The sequence below is a fragment of the Streptomyces sp. Mut1 genome, assembly GCF_030719295.1.
Lineage (GTDB): Bacteria > Actinomycetota > Actinomycetes > Streptomycetales > Streptomycetaceae > Streptomyces > Streptomyces castrisilvae.
Genome location: NZ_CP120997.1, coordinates 509,060 through 528,965, shown reverse-complemented (window position 1 = coordinate 528,965; position 19,906 = coordinate 509,060). Strand labels below are relative to the sequence as shown.

The window sequence follows — 19,906 nt, the reverse complement described above, 5'->3', positions numbered from 1 at the left end:
GTTGCGTGACGACCGTGACCCCGGCGCCGACCAGCATCCCGCGGCGGCCCCCGTCGAGTCCCCATGGCTCGACGACGGCCTCACCCTCCGCGTACCCGGCCGGCGCTTCGACCGGGTGGACGCGGACGGTGCTCAGCACGGGGCGGAGGGAGCGCCCCTTCGGCAGGGGTCCCCGGGCCCGGCCTGACCCGGACGAAAGGCCCTAGTAGCCCCGGCCGCCCTGGTAGGGGCGGCCGTACGGGTCCTCGTACGGCGACTGCGCGGGGGCGGGCCGCGGCGCCGCCGGGCGCATCGACTCGTAGCCCGTGCCCGGGGCCGGACGCTGCTGCTGCGGGGGCGCCTGGTACATCCCGCGGCCGCCGGCGGGCTGCTGCGGAATGTAGGGCGCCGGCGCGTGCTGCAGCTGCGCGGGCTGCATCGGGGTGTAGCCCTGCTGGGCCGCCGGCTGGGGGTAGCCGTACGACTGCTGGGGCTGGGACGGCGCCGCGGGAAGCGCCGGGAGAGCCGCGGGAAGCGCCGGCAGGTAGCTGTTGCCGGTGTCGTACGCGGCAGGCACTCGGATCGGTGCGATCTGAGGGGTGCCCCGCTCCGCGACCAGAGAGTCGTAGATCGGAGTATCGGGGAACGACGGCGCGGCGTAGTATCCGCCGCCGTAGGTGGAGCGGGGGGAGGTCATGCCTCCTAAGTTAAGCCCACGATGTGCCAATTGGGGAGTCCCAATTTCCCGGTCATCGGATTTACTGAGTTTTTGACTGTCTGAGCTGCTGAAACCCCGGCGGTGCTCCCTTTGTCGGAGCCCTTTCCGCGGTAACGCCCGCGGGCCCCGATACCGACTCCGAAGATCGCACTCATTCGGGCCACCGGGCGCGCGAGGACAACACGTGGACGGCAGAGTGGGGCGCACCACTGCCGCAGCGCCCTCCAAGGCGTCCACCAGGAGGTTCCGTGCACGACAAGCCGCTCCTCAAGAGTGCCGGTGAACTGTTGCGCCGACGACACGGCTCCTCGCGCACATCTGTGAAGGAGCCGGACAGATTCGGAGTGGACATGCCACTGGTGGGCGGATTCCTCTCCGGCACCCTCACACCGGACGAAGAGGCACGACTCGCCGACGAAGTCGCCGAGTTGCTGCCGCACCGCTGGGACCTGCCCAACAAAACCGTGGAGAGGCTGACCCCTCTCATCGATCACCTGGGCGGCCAGAAAGAGCTGATGGTCTGGCTCGACCGCCATCCCGGTCTGCCCCGGCACATGGCGCGGATCTACGTACTCATGGGCAACCTGGACCGGTACAGCGACGACCCCGCCGTCCTTGACGCGGTACGCCGGGCCAGGGCCCGGACCCCGTACCCGGAGGGCCTGCGGGAGCACCTGACACCGGCCACCACGGACGCCACGCTGGCCGGACTGGGCTCCGCGATCGAGGGCCTGCTCAGCGACGGGCGCGAGGACGACGCCACCGCACTCGCCCTGGCGACCGCCGACTGGCTGCGCGGTGCGGTGCGGGACACGGAGAACCCCGGCGCGGAACTGCGCGAGGTCGGCGAACTCATGGACCACCTCTACCGGGACATCAGCGAGTCCGGCGCCCGCTCCTGACCGGCGCCGCGGGGCGCTCGAACGCCTGGGCGATCCCGGCGGCGCAGAAGCACGCGGAGCCCACCGCGCTCGCCCAGTTGGCGACCCCCGCGTCGATCGCCCGGTCCGTCGCGTGGCAGACGTAGGCGCCTGCGGCGGACACCGCGAACAGCACCGAGCCCGTCTGGTTGACCACGACGATCCACCACCCCAGATCGTGCGGCAGCAGGCGGGCCCTGCCCCGGCAGACCTCGATCAGCGAGAGGTGCCCCGAGATCAGGAAGAGCGTGCATCCGATCGCGTCCGGCGCCCAGACGAGCCGGTCGGACTGCGCCGACGACAGGTGCCGCAGAAAGGCGTCCGCCAGGCCGACGCCGAACACCACGGTCCCGGCCAGCAGCGCGAAGGTCGCCAGCCACCCGATGGAGAGCGGATCGTAGGACCACCAGCGCCAGGCACGGACGGCGGCTTCGCCCGGCGCGGAGGCGCCGGTGAGGTCACGGGCGTTCACAGCTTGCAGGAACGAGGCCCAGCCTCCCGCCACGAACACGACGCCGCCGAGCAGGTAGATCACGCCGCACGTCAGGGGCGCGAGCGCGCGCGTCTGCGAGAACAGCGCACCGGCCATGAAGAGGGCGCCTCCCGCCGTGAAGGAGAGCGACACCACGACGTTGAGCAGACGCAGCCGCCGGCGCAGGTGTTCCGGCCCCGTGTGCAGCAGGGGCTGCCCCTGCTGCGTGGCACCGACCACGACGAAGCCCCGCTTGCGGGCGTGCCGCGGTGTGTCCCAGGCCAGTTGCGGGGCGAAGGCGCCGGCGAGCGACGTACGGCGGACGTGCGGCTCCTTTGCGACCATGACCCGACCCTACGGAGCCGGGCCCCCGGGGCCGGGGAACCCGCGCACCCGTTTTCACACCACCGGCGTGGACTCCGGCGGATGGCTGACGAGGAGACCGTCGTGCGTCGCCGCCAGCAGCCGCCCCGCGTACGAGGCGAGGGCTCTGGCGGAGGGGAAGGGACCGGCCGGGGTGAAGGGGGCGTCGGTGGTGACCGGCGGGCGGGTGAGCAGTCCGTCGGGACCGGCGGCGTACAGGCGTGCGTTGAGCACGGTCAGCGAGGACGCCTTGCCCGCGGGGCCCAGCGCCGTCCACCGCGCGTCGGGGCGGAGCGCCGGACGGTGGTGCAGGGTGTCGTCGTGCGAGGTCACCGCGAACAGCGTGTTGTCGCACATCGCCAGGGCCGTCGTCCCGGCCGGGACCCTCCCCGCCGGGGTCCAGGGGGCCGGCACGGACACCGGAGCGCGTACGAACAGCCGGTCGTCGGCGCCGACGGCCAGCAGGGCCAGCGGCGTCGGGTGACACGCCTCACGCGGGGCGGCCAGACACCGGATCTCGGGCGCGGCACCCGGGGCCGCGGGGCAGACGGACCACGGCAGGTTCTGGTCGGACGGCTCACGGTGGAGCAGGGTCCTGCCGTCCTCGGCCACGGCGAAGAGCAGCCCCTCGCAGGCGGCGAGCGCCCGCAGCCGGGGCGCCTGCCCGACGGTGTGCCAGGAGGGCTGCGGAGTCCTGCCGCCGAGCCGGTCCAGCACGTTGCGGGTGATCCGGTCCACGACCGGATCGGCCAGCGCACGCCCCCAGTTGATGGTGGCCGCGTTGAAGACCGTGCCGGCGCCCAGCCGGAAGACCCCCATGGTGGCCCAGCCGCCCTGCCCGTACGTGCGCCAGTGACGCAGGTCGGCGGTGGCGAGGACGGCGAAGGAGCGCGGGGTGCCGTCGCGGCCCGTGGCGCGGGGCACACCGGCCGACCAGTCGAGTTCGGCGGCGTCCGTCTCGTACCCGAGGGCGCCCCGGGCGAAGGTGTCCCCGTCGCGGAGCCCGGTCCCTTCGAAGACCCAGTGACCGGCGAACCGCACCGTGTAGGACTCGCGGCCTATGAGGCCCATGCCCTCGCCCCAGGAACCGGCGCCGTTGCGGAAGCTGACGCCGGTCATGGAGTTCTCGGGGCGGTCGACGGGCGAGCTGGACCACTCGACGGTGGTGCGGCGCGGGTCCAGGGCGCGGACGGGGTCGGCCGCGGCGTCGCGGTGGCAGACCATCGTGCGGCCCCCGTCCTCCAGGCGCATCTGCCACCAGGCCGTATTTCCGGCGAAGAAGGCCAGGTTGCCGCCCTTGCGGGCGAAGGTCTCGACGCTGTCGCGCATCCCGGCCGACCAGTACTCGTCGTGCCCGTTGACCACCAGTAGCCGGTAGGAGGACAGGAGTTCGCCGCCGTCGTCCAGATCGAGGCCGGAGCAGAACTCGACCGGGTATCCCGCCCCGGGGAGCCAGCGCAGCAGCGGTTCCTCCCAGCGCTCGGGCGGCGGACCTCCCCCCGGATCGGTGAAGGACACCCGTGCGGCGCGGCCCGGCTCCTCGGCGTAGTAGAGGCTGCGGCCCGGCTGCCCCGCGCGGTGGTAGGCACGCCAGGTGGCGAAGGGGATGGAGACGAGCACCGACGAGGTGGCCGCGGGCCGCGCCGCGCGGACGACGAACCACACCTCGTGTTCGGCGTCCCGCTCGGGCTCCGGCTCCTCGGGGCGGTCGTCGTGGAAGCGGGCCACGTACAGCGAACTGGGCCACTGCCGCGGGATGTCGAGCGTCCACTCGGTCCCGCGCACCACCGCGCGGGCCATCGGACGCCCCGCGACGGCGTCGGTCACGACGACATGACCGGTCAGCGGGGTGCCGTCGCCCGCGGTCACCCCGAAACGCATGCTCCCGCCCTGGACACAGGACGTCGTGTCCGCGTGGGCCGTCGGACGCGGGACGAGGGGCGTGCTCATCGGACGGCTCCCTCGGCCGCGAGGAGCCCAGGCAGCTCCGCCAGCAGGGGCGGCTCTCCGGCCGACGCGGTCACGACGACCTCCTCGATGGCGCGCAGATGGGCATGGATGGTGTCCGGCGGCAGGAACGCGGTGTCGGCGGTCAGGGTGACGGTGAGCGCGCTGTCGTCCCCGCTCACGTGCAGGCAGTACCGGCAGGCGACGCGGTCCTGGGTGGCGGGGAAGTCGAGGACGCTGCGGCGCCGGAGCGCGGCGAGTTCGTCCGGAAGCGGCGCCCGGCCGGGCGCCGCCGGGCGTTCCACCAGACGCATGTCGTTGAAGCAGCAGTACGGATGCACCTCGGTGCCGCGCTCCACGGCCGCCCGCTCCAGCAGGGCGTCCCAGTCGGCGGGGTCGTACGCGGCGGCCCGGTACCCGGCGAGCGCGGCCGGCCAGGCGCCCGCCAGAAGATCGGTGAAGCCGGCGCCCGGGCCCGCCACCTCGTCCATGCGCAGCACGAACAGCGCGTCCTGGGACAGCGTGGTGACCAGGGTGCGGTGGCCCTCGGCCGCGCGGTTGCCCGCGATCGGCATGACCGCCGCGACCGGGTGCCCCTGACCGGCGGCGACCAGGGCGGCCGAGGCGGTCAGGAGCACCGTCGAGCCGCTGACCCGGTGCGCGGCGGCCAGCGCGTCGACGGCCCGGGGGAGCGCGGCGGAGACCAGCCGGCCCGTCCAGAAACGGGGAGTGCGCGGCTCGGCGACCGGGGTGGGGAACATCGTCGGGGGCGCCGCGCGGAGCCCTCTCTCCCAGTGCGCGAGTGCCGCCCGGCCCGAGCGGCGGCCGGCCGGGGACGCCTGATGGTGCGCGAGATCGAGAGGGTTCCCGGCGCGGGCGGGACCGGCCGACCCGCGGCGGGCCAGCAGCCGCAGATCACGGACCAGGACCTCGGCGGCGTGCCCGTCGGCGGCCAGATGGCACAGCGCCAGCACCACATGCGTGATCCGCCCCTCGTGGCGTACGGCACCGAACCGTACGGGCCACTCGTCCGCGTAGTCGAAACGGCGGGCGACCAGGGACGACAGCAGGGCATCGGCCGCCCCCGGGGCCTCGGCCGGTTCGGGCACGTCGTGGACGCGTACCTCCAGCAGCCCCTGGGAGTAAAGGCGTTGGCGCGGCTCTCCGCCGTCGCCGGACGCGATCCGGGTGCGCAGCGCCTCGTGGCGGACGACGAGCGCGGCGAGCGCGCCCGTCAGCCGGTGCAGGTCCACCACAGCGCCCCGGTCGGCGAGCGGCAGGACCCGGCCGATGTTGAAGTAGTGGTCGTTGGGCGCGGTGCGCCCGATCGCGTGCCAGATCGCACGCTGGCCCCAGGTGAGCGGGGCGTCGCCGGTCCGGCCGCCCGCGAAGGGGACGGCGACCGCCGGGTCCGGGACGAGCGTGTCCCCGGCCGCCGCCGTCACGGCGTGCCCCCGGCGGCCAGACTCCGAACCCGCTCGGTGAGCCCGGCGAGACCCTCGGTGTACAGCGCCCGGTCGCCGAGGTCGATGAGCACGCCGTACTCGGACTCCAGGCTGTCGGCGAGCCGCAGCAGGGAGAGCGAGCTGACGCCGAGCGCGGCCAGGGGCTCGGTGGAGCCGACGAGACCGGCGGCGTCGATCCGGCCGTCCGTCGCCCGCTCGACGAGCCGGGCGATGTTGTACGGGGTCGGGGCGGGCGCGGTCACCTGGCACCGCCCGCCTGCCGGGCCGCCTCGTCGGCCAGACGGCGGCGCAGGCTGAGGGGCCGGATGTCCGGCCACACCCGGTCGACGTGCGCGACGCACTCCTCCTCGGTGCCGCTGAAGCCCTCGGCCCGCCAGCCCGCGGGCAGTTCGGTGCCTTCCTGCCAGAGGGCGTGCTGCTCCTCGTCGTTGACGGCCACGAGGTAGCGGATCTGATCCGTCATGGTGTTACTCCTTGCGCAGGGCGGTGACGGCGGCGGCGACGCCGCGCACGGTGGGGGCGTCGAAGAAGACGTCGAACGGGAGGTCCACACCCAGGGTGCGGTGGATACGGGCGGCGATCGCGGTGATGGTCAGGGAATGGCCCCCGAGGTCGAACAGGTCCTCGTCGGGGCCCAGATCGTCCAGCTCCAGGACCTCCCGCCAGATGGCGAGCACCGCGTCGGCGGCGGGGCCGGAGCAGGGCCCCCCGTCGTCACCGGCCGTGGGCCCGCGCTCCGGGACCGGCTCCGGGAGCGCGGCCCGGTCCAGCTTGCCGTTCGGTGTGAGCGGGAAGACCTCCAGCACCGTGTAGGTGGCGGGCACGGCGGCGGCGGGGAGCGCGGCGGCGAGATGGGCGCGCAGTTCCTCCGCCGTGGGCGGCGGGCCGGCCGGGACGACATAGGCGCTCAGCCTGCGGTCGCCTTCCGCCCCGTGGACCGCGGCGGCGGCCCGCGCGACCGAGGGATGCGACGTCAGCCGCGCCTCGATCTCGCCCAGTTCGATACGGTGGCCGCGCAGCTTGATCTGGGTGTCCGAGCGGCCGAGGCAGACGAGGCCGCCGCCGGGCAGGCGCCGGACGAGGTCGCCCGTGCGGTAGAGGCGGGCCCCGGGCGGACCGTACGGGTCCGGGACGAAACGTGTGGCGGTCAGGCCGGGACGGGCCCGGTAGCCATGGGCCAGGCCCGCGCCGCCGAGGTACAGCTCACCCGGCAGCCCGTACGGGACGGGGCGCAGCCGCTCGTCCAGGACGTAGGCGCGGGTGTTGGCGAGCGGTTCGCCGATGAGGACCTCTCCGCCGTCGCTCACGGCGGGCTCCGCCAGGGTGGACCAGATGGTCGTCTCGGTCGGCCCGTAGACGTTCACCAGCCGTTTGCTGACGGCGCCCAGGTCCGTGGCCAGGGCGGGCGGCAGCGCCTCGCCGCCGGTCAGCGCCGTGAGCCCCGCCGCGTGCCCGCCGAGACCCGCGTCGAGGAGCATCCGCCACCCGCTGGGCGTCGCCTGGACGTGCGTGACCTCCTCGCGGCCGATGAGTCCGAGGAGCGCGGGCCCGTCGCGGTGGCCGCCCTCCGGCACGAGGACGACGCGGCCTGCGCTGATGAGGGGCAGGAGCAGTTCGACGGCGGAGATGTCGAAGGACAGCGAGGTGAGCCCCAGCCAGCGGTCATCGGGCCGGGAGCCCAGATGGTCGCGCAGGGCGCCCAGGACGTTGGCGAGCGCGGAGTGGGGCACCTCCACGCCCTTGGGCCGCCCGGTCGATCCGGAGGTGTAGAGCACATAGGCGGGATGGCCGGGCGTCGGGCCCGACGGCAGCGCCGGGGTGTCCGGGCCGGCGGGTGCGAGAGCGGCCGGGGCGAGGTCGCCGGGGCCTTCGGGGCGCGTCGTGACGCGGAGCGCGAGGCGGGAGTCGGACCTGATGAACGCCAGCCGCTCGGCCGGGTAGCCGGGGTCGAGCGGCAGATAGGCGGCCCCGAGGGCCAGCGAGGCGAGGACGGCCACCAACTGGTCGCGCCCGCGCGGCAGCTCGATCCCGACGAGCGTGCCGGGGCCCGCACCGTGGCGGGCCAGCGCGTCGGCCGCGTGCGCGACGAGCGCGGAGAGTTCACCGTAGGTCAGGGTCTCGTCGCCGCAGACCACGGCGATCGCGTCCGGACGGGCCGCCACCGCCTCGGCGAACAGCTCGGGCACGGTGCGCCGGGCGAGTCCGGGGCGCGGCTCCGGCGCGGCCAGCTGCGCGGCCCGCTCCCGGGGCGCCAGCAGGGGCAGGTCGGCGACCGGCGTCCCCGGCTCGGCCAGCGCGCCGTCGAGAAGGGTCGTCCAGTGGTCCGCGACGCGTCGTGCCCCGTCGGCGGTGAGCGCGGCGGCGCGGAACTGGAGACTGACCTCCACCTCGGAACCGCAGTCGACGAGCTGGAGGTGCACGAGGTTGCGCGCGGTGCCGCAGAAGCCGAGCAGGCGGACCTCGGCGCGCACCCCGGCACCGAAATCGGGGCGCGGCCGGGAAGCGGCCAGGCGCCGGTAGCTGAGCGAGAGCGGGGTGAGCGCGGTGCGCGGGGTCAGCCCGCGCACCGAGCGGCCCAGCGGGACGGTCCGGTGCCGGTACAGGGCGCGCAGCTCGGCGCGCACCGTCCGGGCCCAGACCGCGAACGGCGCGTCGAGGTCGGCCGTGGTGAACAGGGGCAGCTCGTTGACGGCCGGCCCCACGCCCCGAGCCGCGCCGGGCTGACGCAGCGACAGCTCGATGGCCGTCACCGGGGCGGGGTCGCCGTAGCGCGCGAGCAGCGCGTGCCAGGACGCGGTGAGGAGTTCGAAGCGGGTGAGCCCGAGCCGCCCGGCCGTCGCGCCCAGGCGCGCGGCCCGGTCGGGCCCGAGGCTCCACGCGGTCTCCGCGCCGGGCGCGGGCGCGGTGCCGGGCACGGAGGAGACCACGAGCCCCGGCAGCGGGGGCGCGGCCGGGTCGTGCCAGCGGGCCGCCCAGTACGCCTCGGCCTCCGCGAGGGCGTCGCGGGACGGAGCGCCTTCCGGCAGCGGGGCGGCAGGGGCGAGCGGACCGCCCCGGTAGGCGGCGGCCAGGTCGTCGATCAGCCGGTCCTTGGACTCGCCGTCGAAGACGAGGTGATGGACGGTCAGGACCAGGACATGCCGTACGGGGGACAGCCGGACGAGCAGGAAGCGGTGCGGCGGACCGTGGACGAGGTCGAAGGGCAGGGCCCGTTCCCGGGCGAGAAGCGCGTCGAGTTCACCGGCGGCGCACTCGGCGGTGCGCGGGTGCGACGGTCCGGTGCCGGGCCCCGGGGTGCCGTCGGCGGCGAACACCGTGGTGAGGGCCGGGTGATGGGCGGCGACGGCGGAGCAGGCCCGGACCAGGCGGTCGGCGTCCAGCGGGCCGTCGAGGTGTACGGCCAGGGTCAGGTGATAGGCGGAAGCGGTGTCCAGGGTGCGCTCGGTGAGCCAGACGCCGTGCTGGGCGGAGCTGAGGGTCGCGTTCACAGGATGGCCTCGGAGTCGTCTTGGGCGAGGATGCGGCGCAGTTCGCGCTTGAGGACCTTGCCGGCCTCATTGCGCGGCAGGGCGTCGCGGAACAGCACGGTGGCGGGCAGTTCGTGGACGGCCAGCAGGTCGAGCAGGAAGGCCCGCAGGGCGCCGGCGGTCAGGCCGTCGTCGTCGGCGACGACCACGGCGGCGACGACGCTTCCCAGCACCGGGTGCGGCACCCCGAAGGCGGCGGCGTCGCGGACCTGCGGATGGGCGTGCAGGGCGTCCTCCACCTGGAGGGTGGAGACCTTGTGGGCGCCCGACTTGACGACGTCGCGCTCCCGGTCGAGCAGACGCAGGAAACCCTCCTCGTCCACCCGGCCCAGGTCGCCCATGCGTATCCAGCGCCCCTGGAAGACCTCGGCGTCCGCCTCACCCACGTACTCCCGGGGGGTCGCGGCCGAACGCAGCCACAGCTCGCCCGGCTGCCCCGCCGCGACCGGCGCGCCCCCGGGCGTGGTCACCCGCAGGTCGGCCAGCGAGGCGGGACGGCCGGGCGAGTCGGGGCGCGCCGGGTCGAACAGCAGGGTGATCTGTGCGGGCGCCGCCTCGGTCGAGGTGTAGTAGTTGACGATCTGCGCCTTCGGGAAGGCCCGGCCGAGGCCGAGCGCGACCGGCTGGGGCAGGGCGGCGGCCGTGGAACCGACCAGGCGCACGGCGTCCCGCGCGCCCGAAGATCCCGCGTCGGCGAGGGCGGGCGACGCCAGCAGTTCGATCGCCATCGCGGGGACGAGGAAGACGCTCCCGATGTCGTGCTCCGACAGCAGGCGCAGGAAGCGGGCCGGGGTGAACTGCGGGGCGGTGACACAGGCGGCGTACGCGTTCAGCGCGTTGACCAGCATGGTCTGGCCGGCGTTCGTGCCGACCGGGAAGGCGTGCAGGAAGGCGGACGAGTGACGCAGCGGCCGCCTGCGCTCGTCCGAGGTGCACCCGTACGCCAGGTTGGAGTGGCGGGCGCCGACCGCCTTCGGGGTGCCGGTGGTGCCGGAGGTGTAGAGGATCTGGGCGAGGTCACCGGGCGCGGGTTCGGGCAGGTCCGGCCGGGAGGGGTGGCCGTCGGCGTCGGACTCCGTCAGCACGGCGGTCCCGCCGGGCAGCGCGGGCAGGGGGTCCCCCGCGCCGTGCAGCAGGAAGCGGGCCCCCGTATCCGCGAGCACGTAAGCCGTGGTGGCCGGCGCGGACCGGTCGGACAGCGGGACGGCCACCCCGCCCGCGCGCAGCACCGCGAGGAAGGCGACGGCGAAGTCCGTCCACCGTCCCGTGCCGTGGTGGAGCACCACGCGGTCCCCCGGCCGCACGCCGGCGGAGCGCAGCGCGGAGGCGTACGCCCCCGAACGGGCCTGCCAGGACGCGAAGTCGAGCCGGTCACGGCCGGTGACCAGGGCCGTGCGCTCCCCGTGCGCCGCGGCACGGTGGGCGAGGAGGGCGGGCAGCGTGGCGACCGCTGTCGGTGTCATGTCCGGATCTCCTTCGCGCGGCGGGCGGCGGCGATACGGGCACGCTCGCGCAGGCCGACCAGATCGTCCGGCTCCGCCTCGGGCACGTCCCGGTCGAAGCGCGCCAGTACCGGAAGGCGCAGGCCGAGCGCGACCAGGCCGAGCATGGCGCAGCCGAACAGCACGTACATCAGGGCGATGCCGCGCCCCGGCCCGGTGCCGATCAGGGGGCCGAAGACGGGGGCGAGCGCCCCGCCCGGCTCCATCAGGGGCCCCAGCACCGAGGAGCCCAGCGGGGCGATGACGCCGTGGCCCAACGGCAGGGTGGACCAGGCGACCAGGGTGTTCAGTGCGAAGACGCGGCCGTGGAAGCGCTGCGGCACCTTGACCTGGACGATCGTGGAGTAGACGCCGTTGACGAGGGAGAGCGCGAACGACATGCCGAACGCCCCGGCGGCGATCACCCAGAGACCCGCGTGCAGCCCGGTGACGGCTCCGGCCAGCGCGAGGAGCGCCGCGAGGCCGAGCATGCCCCGCAGCCGGTGGCGCCGGGGGCCGCCCCAGAACCCCATGACGATGCCGCCCAGGATCGCCCCCGCGCCGCCTGCCACCGCGACCCGCGCCGCGCCCTGGAGGTCGTCGAAGGCGAGGACCATCGGGGTGATGAGCAGGAAGAGCGGGGAGAGGAAGATGTTCAGCCCCGCGAACCACAGCAGCATCGCCCGGAAGCCCCGGTTGCGCCAGGAATGGGCGAAGCCGTGCCGGATCTCGGAGACCAGCGACTCGCGCCGGGTCCACGGCAGCGTCCGGGGGAACTTCACCGCCAGCAGGACACCGATGGCCAGGACGTAGCTGGCCACGTCGATGACGAGGATGCCGCGCAGACCGATCGCCGCCATCAGCGCGACGGCCACCAGAGGGACGACGAACTGGGCGGTGCCGAAGGCGAGCTGGACGATTCCGTTGGCGTGGCCGAGGTACTGCTTGGGTACGAGCTGCGGGACCGCGGAGGCGTAGGCGAGCCGTTGGAAGGTCAGGGCGAGGGAGAGCACGCCGAGCAGGACGTACACCTCCCAGGAGTGCAGGTTCCCGGTGAGGAGCAGGGCCAGGAGCCCGGCCTGCGTGGTGCAGGCGGTGATGTCCCCGGCCAGGAGCACGGTGCGCCGGTCCATCCGGTCGACGAGGGCCCCCGCGAGCGGGCCGACGAGGATGCCGGGGACCATGGCGACGACCGCGTAGAGCGCGTACCGGGTGAGGGAACCGGTGTTCAGCAGGATCCAGAGGGGCAGTGCGAACTCGGTCAGCGCCGAACCGGTGATGGAGACCAGCTGGCCGCTCGCGACCACGAGGAACCGGCGCATGCTGGGCTCGGGTCCGGCGTCGGATTCCGTGCCCCCCGAGGGCGTTTCGGCACCGGCCCCGTCGTCCGCGGCCGCGACCGGCCCGGTGTCCCCGTGGAACCACCACGAGTGCAGCGGATCGCGGGCGGGCAGCTCGCCGGTCGCCCCGTCGCGCACCGCGAGGTGCACGGAGGTGACCGCGTCGGCGACCTCGGTGGCCCGGTACTTGAGGAAGAAGTGTCCGCCCTGGTCGAGCACGGCCACGGCGGAGCGCTCGGCCAGCAGCAGCCACTCGCGGTAGCGCTCCTGGTAGAAGTCGGCCGCCGGGTCCTGGTCACCGATCAGGCAGATGAGCGGGGCGCGCAACCGAGGCGCGCCGGCCGCGACTTCGGCGATGGCCCGGGTGAAGTAGTCCTCGGCGGCCTGCGTGTCGCGGCGCATGTTGCCGATGATGAAGGCGGCCTGCTCCTTGTCGAGGTCGGAGGTGTTCACGCCGAGCCCGATCAGCCAGTTCGCGTAGACCCGGTCCCCGAGCAGCGGTTCGAGGGAGGCGACGCGGCTCAGCGCGTTGAGCACCCGGCTGCGCGGCCGGGCGAAGGGGAACTGGGCGCCGGCGTAGACGGCCTCCAGGGGGTGCCCGGCCGCTTCCAGCAGCCGGGAGACGGCGATCGCCAGGGCCGTACCGACCGCGCAGTGGCCGTAGACCACGACGGGACCCCCGGTCCGCTCCCGCACCTCGGCCGCGATGCGCCGGGCCAGTTCGTCGAACGGCACGGACTCCTCGGTGACGCCGACGTCGTGGCCCGGCACGGCGACCGCCCACAGCTCGACGTCCGAGGGCAGCGCGTCGGCGACGGGCTGGTAGACGACGGGGCTGCCGCCGCCGTAGGGCACGCAGACGAAGGTGCGGGCGCGGTGGGCGGCGGACACGGGCGGGGTGAGCCGGTGCAGCAGCGGCCTCGGGGCGTCGTCCCGCTCGTCCCGGGCGGCGACGGCCGCCAGGTCGCGGACGGTGCGGTGGGTGAAGAGGTCCATGACGCTGACGGGCCGCGCCCCCGCCTCGGTCAGCCGGGTACGGGCCCTGGCGACGACCTGGGTGGCGAGGAGCGAGTGGCCGCCGATGTCGAAGAAGTCCTCGTCCGCGCCGACCTCCGTCAGGCCGAGCACCTCGCCCCAGACGCCGGCCAGCAGGCGCTCGACCTCGGTGGCGGGGCGGGCGGCGCCGGAGGGGCGCCGCAGCTGGGGAGCGGGCAGGGCGCGGCGGTCGAGCTTCCCGTTGGGGGTGAGCGGCAGGGCGGGGACGACGGCCACCACCGAAGGCACCTGGTGATCGGGCAGCAGCCGCTTCAGGGCCGTACGCAGCCGGGCCGGCTCGGGATCGTCCGATCCGGCGGCGGCCACGACGTACCCGACGAGGCGCTTGTCGCCCGGCCGGTCCTCGCGCAGGACGACGGCCGCGTCGGCGACCCCGGGCTGGGCGCGCAGCGCGGCCTCGGTCTCGCCGGGTTCGATCCGCAGCCCGCGCAGCTTGATCTGCTGGTCGACGCGGCCCAGGTGCTGGAGGGTGCCGTCCGGGAGGCGGCGGGCCAGGTCCCCGGTGCGGTACAGCCGGGAGCCGGGCGGGCCGTACGGGTCGGGCACGAACCGGGCCGCGGTCAGCCCCGGCCTGCGGTGGTAGCCGAGGGCCACCGCGGTGCCCCCGATGTGCAGTTCGCCGGGGGCGCCGGGCGGCACCGGGCGCAGGGCGGCGTCCAGCACGTACAGCCGGGTGTTGTCGATGGGCCGCCCGATCGGCACCGTCTCCAGGGGGCCGGCGCACTCCCAGGAGGAGACGTCGACGGCGGCCTCCGTCGGCCCGTACAGGTTGGCGAGGGCGCAGTGCGGCAGCCGGCCGGTCAGCTCGCGGGCCGTGTCGGGCGGCAGGGCCTCCCCGCTGCTGATCACGCGGCGCAGTGCCGTGCACCGCTCGACGCCCTCCTCGGCGAGGAAGACCGTCAGCATGGCGGGGACGAAGTGCGCGACGGTGACACCGGCCGTGGCGATGAGGTCGAGCAGATAGCCGGCGTCCCTCTGGCCGCCGGGCCTGGCGAGGACGATGCGCGCTCCGGTCGCCAGGGGCCAGAAGAACTCCCAGACCGACACGTCGAAGCCGACGGGGGTCTTCTGCAGGACGGCGTCCTCCGGGCCCAGACGGTAGGCGTCCTGCATCCACTGGATGCGGTTGGCGATGGCCCGGTGGGTGTTGGGCACACCCTTCGGGCGGCCGGTGGAGCCCGAGGTGTAGATGAGGTAGGCGGGATCGTCGGGGCAGGGGCCGGCCGGCCGGCGGCGCGAACGGGGCGGCTCCACGGGATCGTCCAGCAGCATGATCTGCGCGGTGCAGCCGTGCGGCGTGGGCAGTCCGCGCTGTGTCAGCAGGACGGGTGCGTCGCTGTCGGCGAGGAGGAAGGCCAGGCGTTCGGCGGGGTAGCCCGGTTCCAGCGGGGCGTAGGCGGCGCCGGTGCGCAGGATGCCGAGGAGGCCGGCCACGAGGTCGGGGGAGCGTTCGGAGCAGATGGCGACGAGGCCGCCCGGCCCGATGCCCTCGGCGGCCAGCCGGGCGGCGATCCGGTCGGCCCGCTCGTCGAGCTGCCGGTAGGTGAGGGCGGGCCGGCCGTCGAAGGCCACGGCGACCGCGTCGGGCGTACGGGCGATCTGCTCGGCCACCAGGGCGGTGAGGGTGGTGGCGGGGCGGTCCACGGCGGTGTCGTTGAACCGGCGCGTCTCGCTGTCGCGTTCGTCCGGGGTGGGCCCGGCCAGGCCCGACAGCGGCGTCCCGGGGGCATCCGCCACGGAGCGCAGGAGTCTGCCGAGGTGGTCGGCGAGACGCGCGATGTCGGACGCGTCGAAGAGGTCGGTGTTGAAGTTGAACGAGCCGTGCAGCCCGTCGGGCCACTCCTGGAGGAAGAGTTCGAGATCGAAGCGGGTCCCGCTGGCCCGCACCCCGAACGGCTCGGCCGTCAGCGGGCCGTCCGATCCCGCGTCGCGCTGGGTGGCGTAGTTCTGTACGGCCAGGACGGCCTGGAAGACGGGCGGGCGCGACACGTCCCGCGCCACCTTCAGCTCGCTGACCAGCTGTGCGAACGGCAGCTCCTGGTGCGCGTAGGCGTCCAGGCAGGTTTCGCGGGTACGGCGCAGAAGCTCGGTGAACGACGGGTCGCCCTCCAGCCGGGCCGGCAGCGCGATCACGTTCACGAACATGCCGACCAGGGCTTCGAGTTCCGGTTCGGAGCGCCCTGCGACGGGGGAGCCGACCGCGAAGTCGCGCCGGCCGCTGAAGCGGGCGAGAAGGATCTGGACGGCGGCCAGGAGCACCATGTGGACGGTCGCGTCGTGGAGCCGGCCGAGCGCCGCCAGCCGGTCCAGGAGTGCGCGGTCGACGAAGAACGCGTGCCCGGCGCCGTCGAAGGTCTGACGGGGCGGCCTGGGACGGGAGAAGGCGAGCTCCAGCGGTTCGACCCCGGCCAGTTCACGGGACCAGTGGGCGACCTCGGCGGCCAGCCGCTCACCGCTCAGCTGCTCACGCTGCCACAGCGCGAAGTCCCCGTACCGCACGGCGAGTTCCGGCAGCGGGTCGGGTTCGCCCGCGACCCGGGCGGCGTAGCCGCGCAGCACCTCGCCGAGCAGGACCTCGCTGGACCAGCCGTCGCTGACGCTGTGATGGACCACCAGGAGCAGGACGTGGTCGTCGGGGGCGAGCCGGATCAGCAGGGCCCGCAGCAGCGGGCCCCGCTCCAGGTCGAAGGGCACCGCCGACGCCTCGTCCACCAGGCGTTCGGCCTCGTCGGGGGAGCCGGCCGCGGCCTCGGTGAGGGCGGCCGGGCCGGGCGGGTCGATGACCAGCAGCGGGCGCCCGTCGTCGGTGGCCGGGTAGCGCGAGCGCAGCGTCTCGTGCCGGGCGACGGCCGTGTCCAGAGCGGCGCGGAGCACGCCGGCGTCCAGCGGGCCGCGCAGCCGCCGGACCACCGGGATGTTGTACGCGGCGGTCCCCGGGGCGAACTGCTCCATGAACCACAGGCGTTCCTGCGCGAACGACAGCGGGACGGGCGTGCCCGGGTCCCGGCGGGGGATGGTGGCGCGGGCGGCGGGGCGCGCGGCCAGGCGGCGGCGCAGCAGTTCCTTCTTGGCGGCCGAGAGCCGGGCGGCGGCGGGATCTGCCGGGCGGGCGGCGGCGGGTTCTGCCGGGCGGGCGGTGTCGGCGCTCATGAGCGGGGCCGGCTTCCTTCCAGTGCGTCCTGCGCGGCCAGCAGTTCTTCGGCGGCCGTGTCCGACAGGGCGTCGATCTCGGCGGTCAGAGCGGCCTCCACGGCCTCGGCGAAGGCGGCACAGGTGCGGTGGGTGAACAGGGTGCGCAGGGGGACGGCGAGGTCGACGGAGGCACGGAGACGGGCGATGACCCGCGTCGCGAGGAGCGAGTGGCCGCCCAGGTCGAAGAAGTCGTCGTCCGCGCCGACCGGTCCCGTGCCGAGCACCTGGCGCCAGATGTCCGCCACCAGTTCCTCCGCCTCGGTCCCGGGCGGCACGAAGGCGGCCCGGCCGGGCGACGCGGCCCCGGGGTCCGGCAGGGCCGCCCGGTCCACCTTGCCGTTGGGGGTGAGCGGCAGACGGTCGAGCACGGCCCAGGCACTGGGCACCAGGTGCGGCGGCAGCGCGGCGGCCAGTTCGGCGCGCAGCCGGGCCGGGTCCGGCGGGGCCGTGTCCGGGGCCGGCACGACGTGGGCGACGAGCCGGTCCTCGCGGGCGGACACCACGGCCTCGGCCACCGAGGGCAGGGCGGTGAGCGCGGCCTCGACCTCGCCCGGCTCGACCCGGAAGCCGCGCACCTTCACCTGGCCGTCGAGCCGGCCCAGGAACTCCAGCTGCCCGTCGGCCCGGCGCCGGACCCGGTCGCCGGTCCGGTAGCGGCGGGCCCCCGGCGGCCCGTCCGGGTCGGGCACGAAGGCGCGGGCGGTGACCCCGGGGCGGCCCAGGTACCCGTCGCCGACCCCGGCCCCGCCGATGACCAGCTCGCCGGGTGTGCCGGGCGGCACCGGCGTGCCGTTGCGGTCCAGCACGGCCAGGGTGGTCGCGCCGATGGGGCGGCCGATGGGCGGCCTGCGCAGCCCGTCCGCCGCGCCCAGCTCCGCCGTGGTGGCGATGACCGCGGTCTCCGTCGGGCCGTAGGAGTTCACCAGCCGTACGGTGTCGCCGAACCGGGCCCGCCAGGCGGCGACCGCCTCGGCGCGCACCTGGTCGGCGCCCAGGACGACCAGGCGCAGGGTGTCCGGCCACGGGGTCTCACCGAGGTCGGCGACGAGATGGTGCCAGTACGGGGTCGGCAGGTCCAGGACGGTGATCCCGGCCGCGTACGGCTCGGCCAGCTGGTCGCCGAGAGCGGCCCCGGGCCGGGCGGTGACGAGGACCGCGCCCGATGCCAGGGCCGGGAAGATCTCCTCGGCGCTGGTGTCGAAGGAGAGCGAGGCGCTGTGCAGGACCCGGTCGCTCTCGCCGAGACCGTACCCCTGGCGCATCCAGGCGACCCTGGCGGCGAGCGCGCGGTGCGGCACGAGGACGCCCTTGGGCGTGCCGGTGGAGCCCGAGGTGTAGATGACGTACGCGGGATCGTCCGGGCCCGCCTCGGTGCCGGGACCGGGGAGCGGCCCGGCCGGAGTCCCGGGCCCGGGGGCGGCGGACAGGACGGGGACATCGGAGGTGAGGCCCGTGACGGGCTCGCCGTCGGCGGTCAGCAGGACCGCCGCCCCGCTGTCCCGCAGCATGAAGTCGAGCCGGGCGGCCGGGTATTCCTGGTCCAGCGCGAGGAAGCCCGCGCCGACGCGCCAGGCGGCGAGCATGGCCACGACCGGCCGCGGGCCGCGCGGCAGGCAGAACGCGACGAGGCCGCCGCGGCGGACACCGTGTGCCAGGAGCCGGGCGGCCAGCGCGCGGGAGGCGTCCGCGAGCTCCCCGCGGGTGAGGCTTTCCCCGGGCCCGACGAGGGCCGGGGCGCCGGCGGTCAGGGCCGCCCGGTCGATCGCGGCGAGGACCGTCGGCGGGTACGGCGCGAGAGCGGGTCCCGCCGCCTCGTCCCGCCGCAGCGCCGACTCCCGCTCGTCGAGCAGGGGCAGCAGGTGCACGGGCGTACCGGGCGCCTCCAGGGCGGCGCGCAGCAGGACCTCGAAGCGGGCGGCGAACCGGGCGGTCTGCTCCGCGTCCAGGAGATCGGTGCGGTAGCCGAAGACGGCGTGCAGATCGTCACCGTCCGGGCGGACGTCCAGGCTCAGTTCGGACTTGGCGGCGGTGTGGCCGCCGTCCCCCTCGGCGCAGACGAGATCCGCGAAGCGGTGCTCCCCGAGGGCGCCGCCGCTCTGGGTGTGCACGGTCAGCAGGGTCTGGAAGACGGGCGTGCGGCCGGTGTCCCGGTCCTGCCGCAGCTCCTCGGTGAGCCGTTCGAACGGGACGCGGCCGTGGGCCAGGGCGCGGAGCCAGTCGCCCCGGATCTGCCGCAGGACGGTGTCGAACGACCGGGTGCCGGAGAAGTCGGCGCGCAGGACGAGGGTGGAGGAGAAGTAGCCCACGGTCCGCTCGCTGTCGACCGTCGTCCGCGCGGCGGTGGGGACGCCCACACAGAAGTCGTCCTGGCCGGTGCAGCGGTGCAGAAGGGTCTGATAGGCGGCGGCGATCACCATGAAGGGGGTGAGCCGCCGCGCGCGGGCGAAGGCTTCGACCGCGCCGCCCAGGCCGCGCAGTACCCGGGTGTGGTAGGCGCCCCGGCTGCTCGGTACTTCGGGGCGAGGGCGTTCGAGGGGGAGCGCCAGGGGCTCGGCGCCGTCGATCAGTTGGCGCCAGTGGCCGAGTGCGGCGGTGGCCCCGGCGCCGTCCAGCCAGGCGCGTTCCGCGGCCGCGTGCGCCAGGTAGGACGGTGGCTCGCTCAGCTCCGCTCCGCCGCCCGAGCGGTACGCCGAGTAGAGCGCGGCGAGTTCGGAGCGCAGCAGGCCGAGCGACCAGCCGTCGGCGACGATGTGGTGCACGACGAGACAGAACGTGTACGCGCTCTCCCCGGTGCGCAGCAGCGCGGCGCGCAGCAACGGCCCCTGCGCCAGGTCGAACGCCCGGTTGGTGAACTCGCCGGTCAGCGCGGCGGCGTCGGCGTCCGTACACCCCCGCAGATCACGGCTGTCGAACGGCACCGGGGCCGGCGGGCCGACCACGACGTACGGGCGTCCGTCGGTGGCGGGGAACCGGCTGCGGAGCGCGTCGTGCCGGCCGGCCACCGCGTCCAGCGCCGCCCGGAGGGCCTCCGGTGAGAGGGGGCCGGTGAGCCGGAGCACGAGCGGAATGTTGTACGCCGGGTCCCCCGGCTCGAACTGGTCCAGGAACCAGAGGCGTTCCTGCCCGACGGAGAGAACAGCCGCCGCGTGGGTCCCGGCCGGCGGCCCGGACACTCCGGGCGCCGACGGGTGGGGCTGCTGGTCCGATGCGGGCATGACGCTCCTGGGGGCCGGGTCGTGGACGGTCCGGCCGAACTGGCTGAATCCGTATGCGTGCACGGCCTGAGGGTGACGCGTGAGGGGAGGGGGACAGCTGCCCCGGGAGGGTGCCGTGATGCCGCAGATGCTAGAGAGCGAGCGAACGGCGGGTCAATGGTCTGGACCAGAATATCGAGGGTCCCGCTCAAACGTTCCGCTGCCCCGGATCAGGGGAAAACGGCTGAAAC

The 19,906-nt window shown here is 75.1% G+C and carries 12 protein-coding genes; 2 read left to right on the top strand and 10 right to left on the bottom strand.

What is annotated here, in order from left to right:
• Nucleotide 1 precedes the first annotated feature (1 nt).
• Nucleotides 2-187, top strand: coding sequence for a hypothetical protein (locus P8A18_RS01985; protein ID WP_306051177.1), 186 nt, complete (start codon nucleotides 2-4; stop codon nucleotides 185-187).
• 15 nt (nucleotides 188-202) lie between these two features.
• Here P8A18_RS01985 and P8A18_RS01980 read toward each other — a convergent pair whose 3' ends face one another.
• The gene (locus P8A18_RS01980; RefSeq protein WP_306051176.1) at nucleotides 203-676 is read right to left on the bottom strand and encodes a DUF6643 family protein; all 474 of its coding nucleotides are present in this window, start codon (nucleotides 674-676) and stop codon (nucleotides 203-205) included.
• 269 nt (nucleotides 677-945) lie between these two features.
• Here P8A18_RS01980 and P8A18_RS01975 point away from each other — a divergent pair, with 269 nt between their 5' ends.
• Complete coding sequence (locus tag P8A18_RS01975) at nucleotides 946-1,599, top strand: hypothetical protein (protein ID WP_306051174.1); 654 nt, start codon at nucleotides 946-948, stop codon at nucleotides 1,597-1,599.
• Here P8A18_RS01975 and P8A18_RS01970 read toward each other — a convergent pair.
• The 9 genes from P8A18_RS01970 to P8A18_RS01930 all read right to left on the bottom strand — a co-directional run bounded on the left by P8A18_RS01970 (nucleotide 1,574) and on the right by P8A18_RS01930 (nucleotide 19,676).
• On the bottom strand, nucleotides 1,574-2,434 hold the full coding sequence (locus P8A18_RS01970) for a hypothetical protein (protein ID WP_306051172.1): 861 nt from the start codon (nucleotides 2,432-2,434) through the stop codon (nucleotides 1,574-1,576). The two genes, P8A18_RS01975 and P8A18_RS01970, sit on opposite strands and share 26 nt — an antisense overlap.
• A 54-nt stretch (nucleotides 2,435-2,488) precedes the next feature.
• Nucleotides 2,489-4,333, bottom strand: coding sequence for a N,N-dimethylformamidase beta subunit family domain-containing protein (locus P8A18_RS01965; RefSeq protein ID WP_306060620.1), 1,845 nt, complete (start codon nucleotides 4,331-4,333; stop codon nucleotides 2,489-2,491).
• 65 nt (nucleotides 4,334-4,398) lie between these two features.
• On the bottom strand, nucleotides 4,399-5,844 hold the full coding sequence (locus tag P8A18_RS01960) for a condensation domain-containing protein (protein ID WP_306051170.1): 1,446 nt from the start codon (nucleotides 5,842-5,844) through the stop codon (nucleotides 4,399-4,401).
• Nucleotides 5,841-6,107 carry an acyl carrier protein gene (locus tag P8A18_RS01955; protein ID WP_306051168.1) on the bottom strand — a complete coding sequence of 89 codons (267 nt, stop codon included), beginning with the start codon at nucleotides 6,105-6,107 and terminating at the stop codon, nucleotides 5,841-5,843. Before P8A18_RS01955 ends, P8A18_RS01960 begins: the two co-directional genes overlap by 4 nt.
• On the bottom strand, nucleotides 6,104-6,328 hold the full coding sequence (locus P8A18_RS01950) for an MbtH family protein (RefSeq protein ID WP_306051166.1): 225 nt from the start codon (nucleotides 6,326-6,328) through the stop codon (nucleotides 6,104-6,106). Before P8A18_RS01950 ends, P8A18_RS01955 begins: the two co-directional genes overlap by 4 nt.
• A gap of 4 nt (nucleotides 6,329-6,332) precedes the next feature.
• The gene (locus P8A18_RS01945) at nucleotides 6,333-9,353 is read right to left on the bottom strand and encodes a non-ribosomal peptide synthetase (RefSeq protein WP_306051164.1); all 3,021 of its coding nucleotides are present in this window, start codon (nucleotides 9,351-9,353) and stop codon (nucleotides 6,333-6,335) included.
• Nucleotides 9,350-10,855: a class I adenylate-forming enzyme family protein gene (locus P8A18_RS01940; RefSeq protein WP_306051162.1), complete on the bottom strand. Its 1,506-nt coding sequence runs from the start codon at nucleotides 10,853-10,855 to the stop codon at nucleotides 9,350-9,352. Before P8A18_RS01940 ends, P8A18_RS01945 begins: the two co-directional genes overlap by 4 nt.
• The gene (locus tag P8A18_RS01935; protein WP_306051160.1) at nucleotides 10,852-16,419 is read right to left on the bottom strand and encodes a non-ribosomal peptide synthetase/MFS transporter; all 5,568 of its coding nucleotides are present in this window, start codon (nucleotides 16,417-16,419) and stop codon (nucleotides 10,852-10,854) included. The genes P8A18_RS01940 and P8A18_RS01935 overlap by 4 nt, the downstream gene beginning before the upstream one ends.
• Nucleotides 16,416-19,676: a non-ribosomal peptide synthetase gene (locus P8A18_RS01930; protein ID WP_306060619.1), complete on the bottom strand. Its 3,261-nt coding sequence runs from the start codon at nucleotides 19,674-19,676 to the stop codon at nucleotides 16,416-16,418. The genes P8A18_RS01935 and P8A18_RS01930 overlap by 4 nt, the downstream gene beginning before the upstream one ends.
• Between the last annotated feature and the right edge of the window lie 230 nt (nucleotides 19,677-19,906).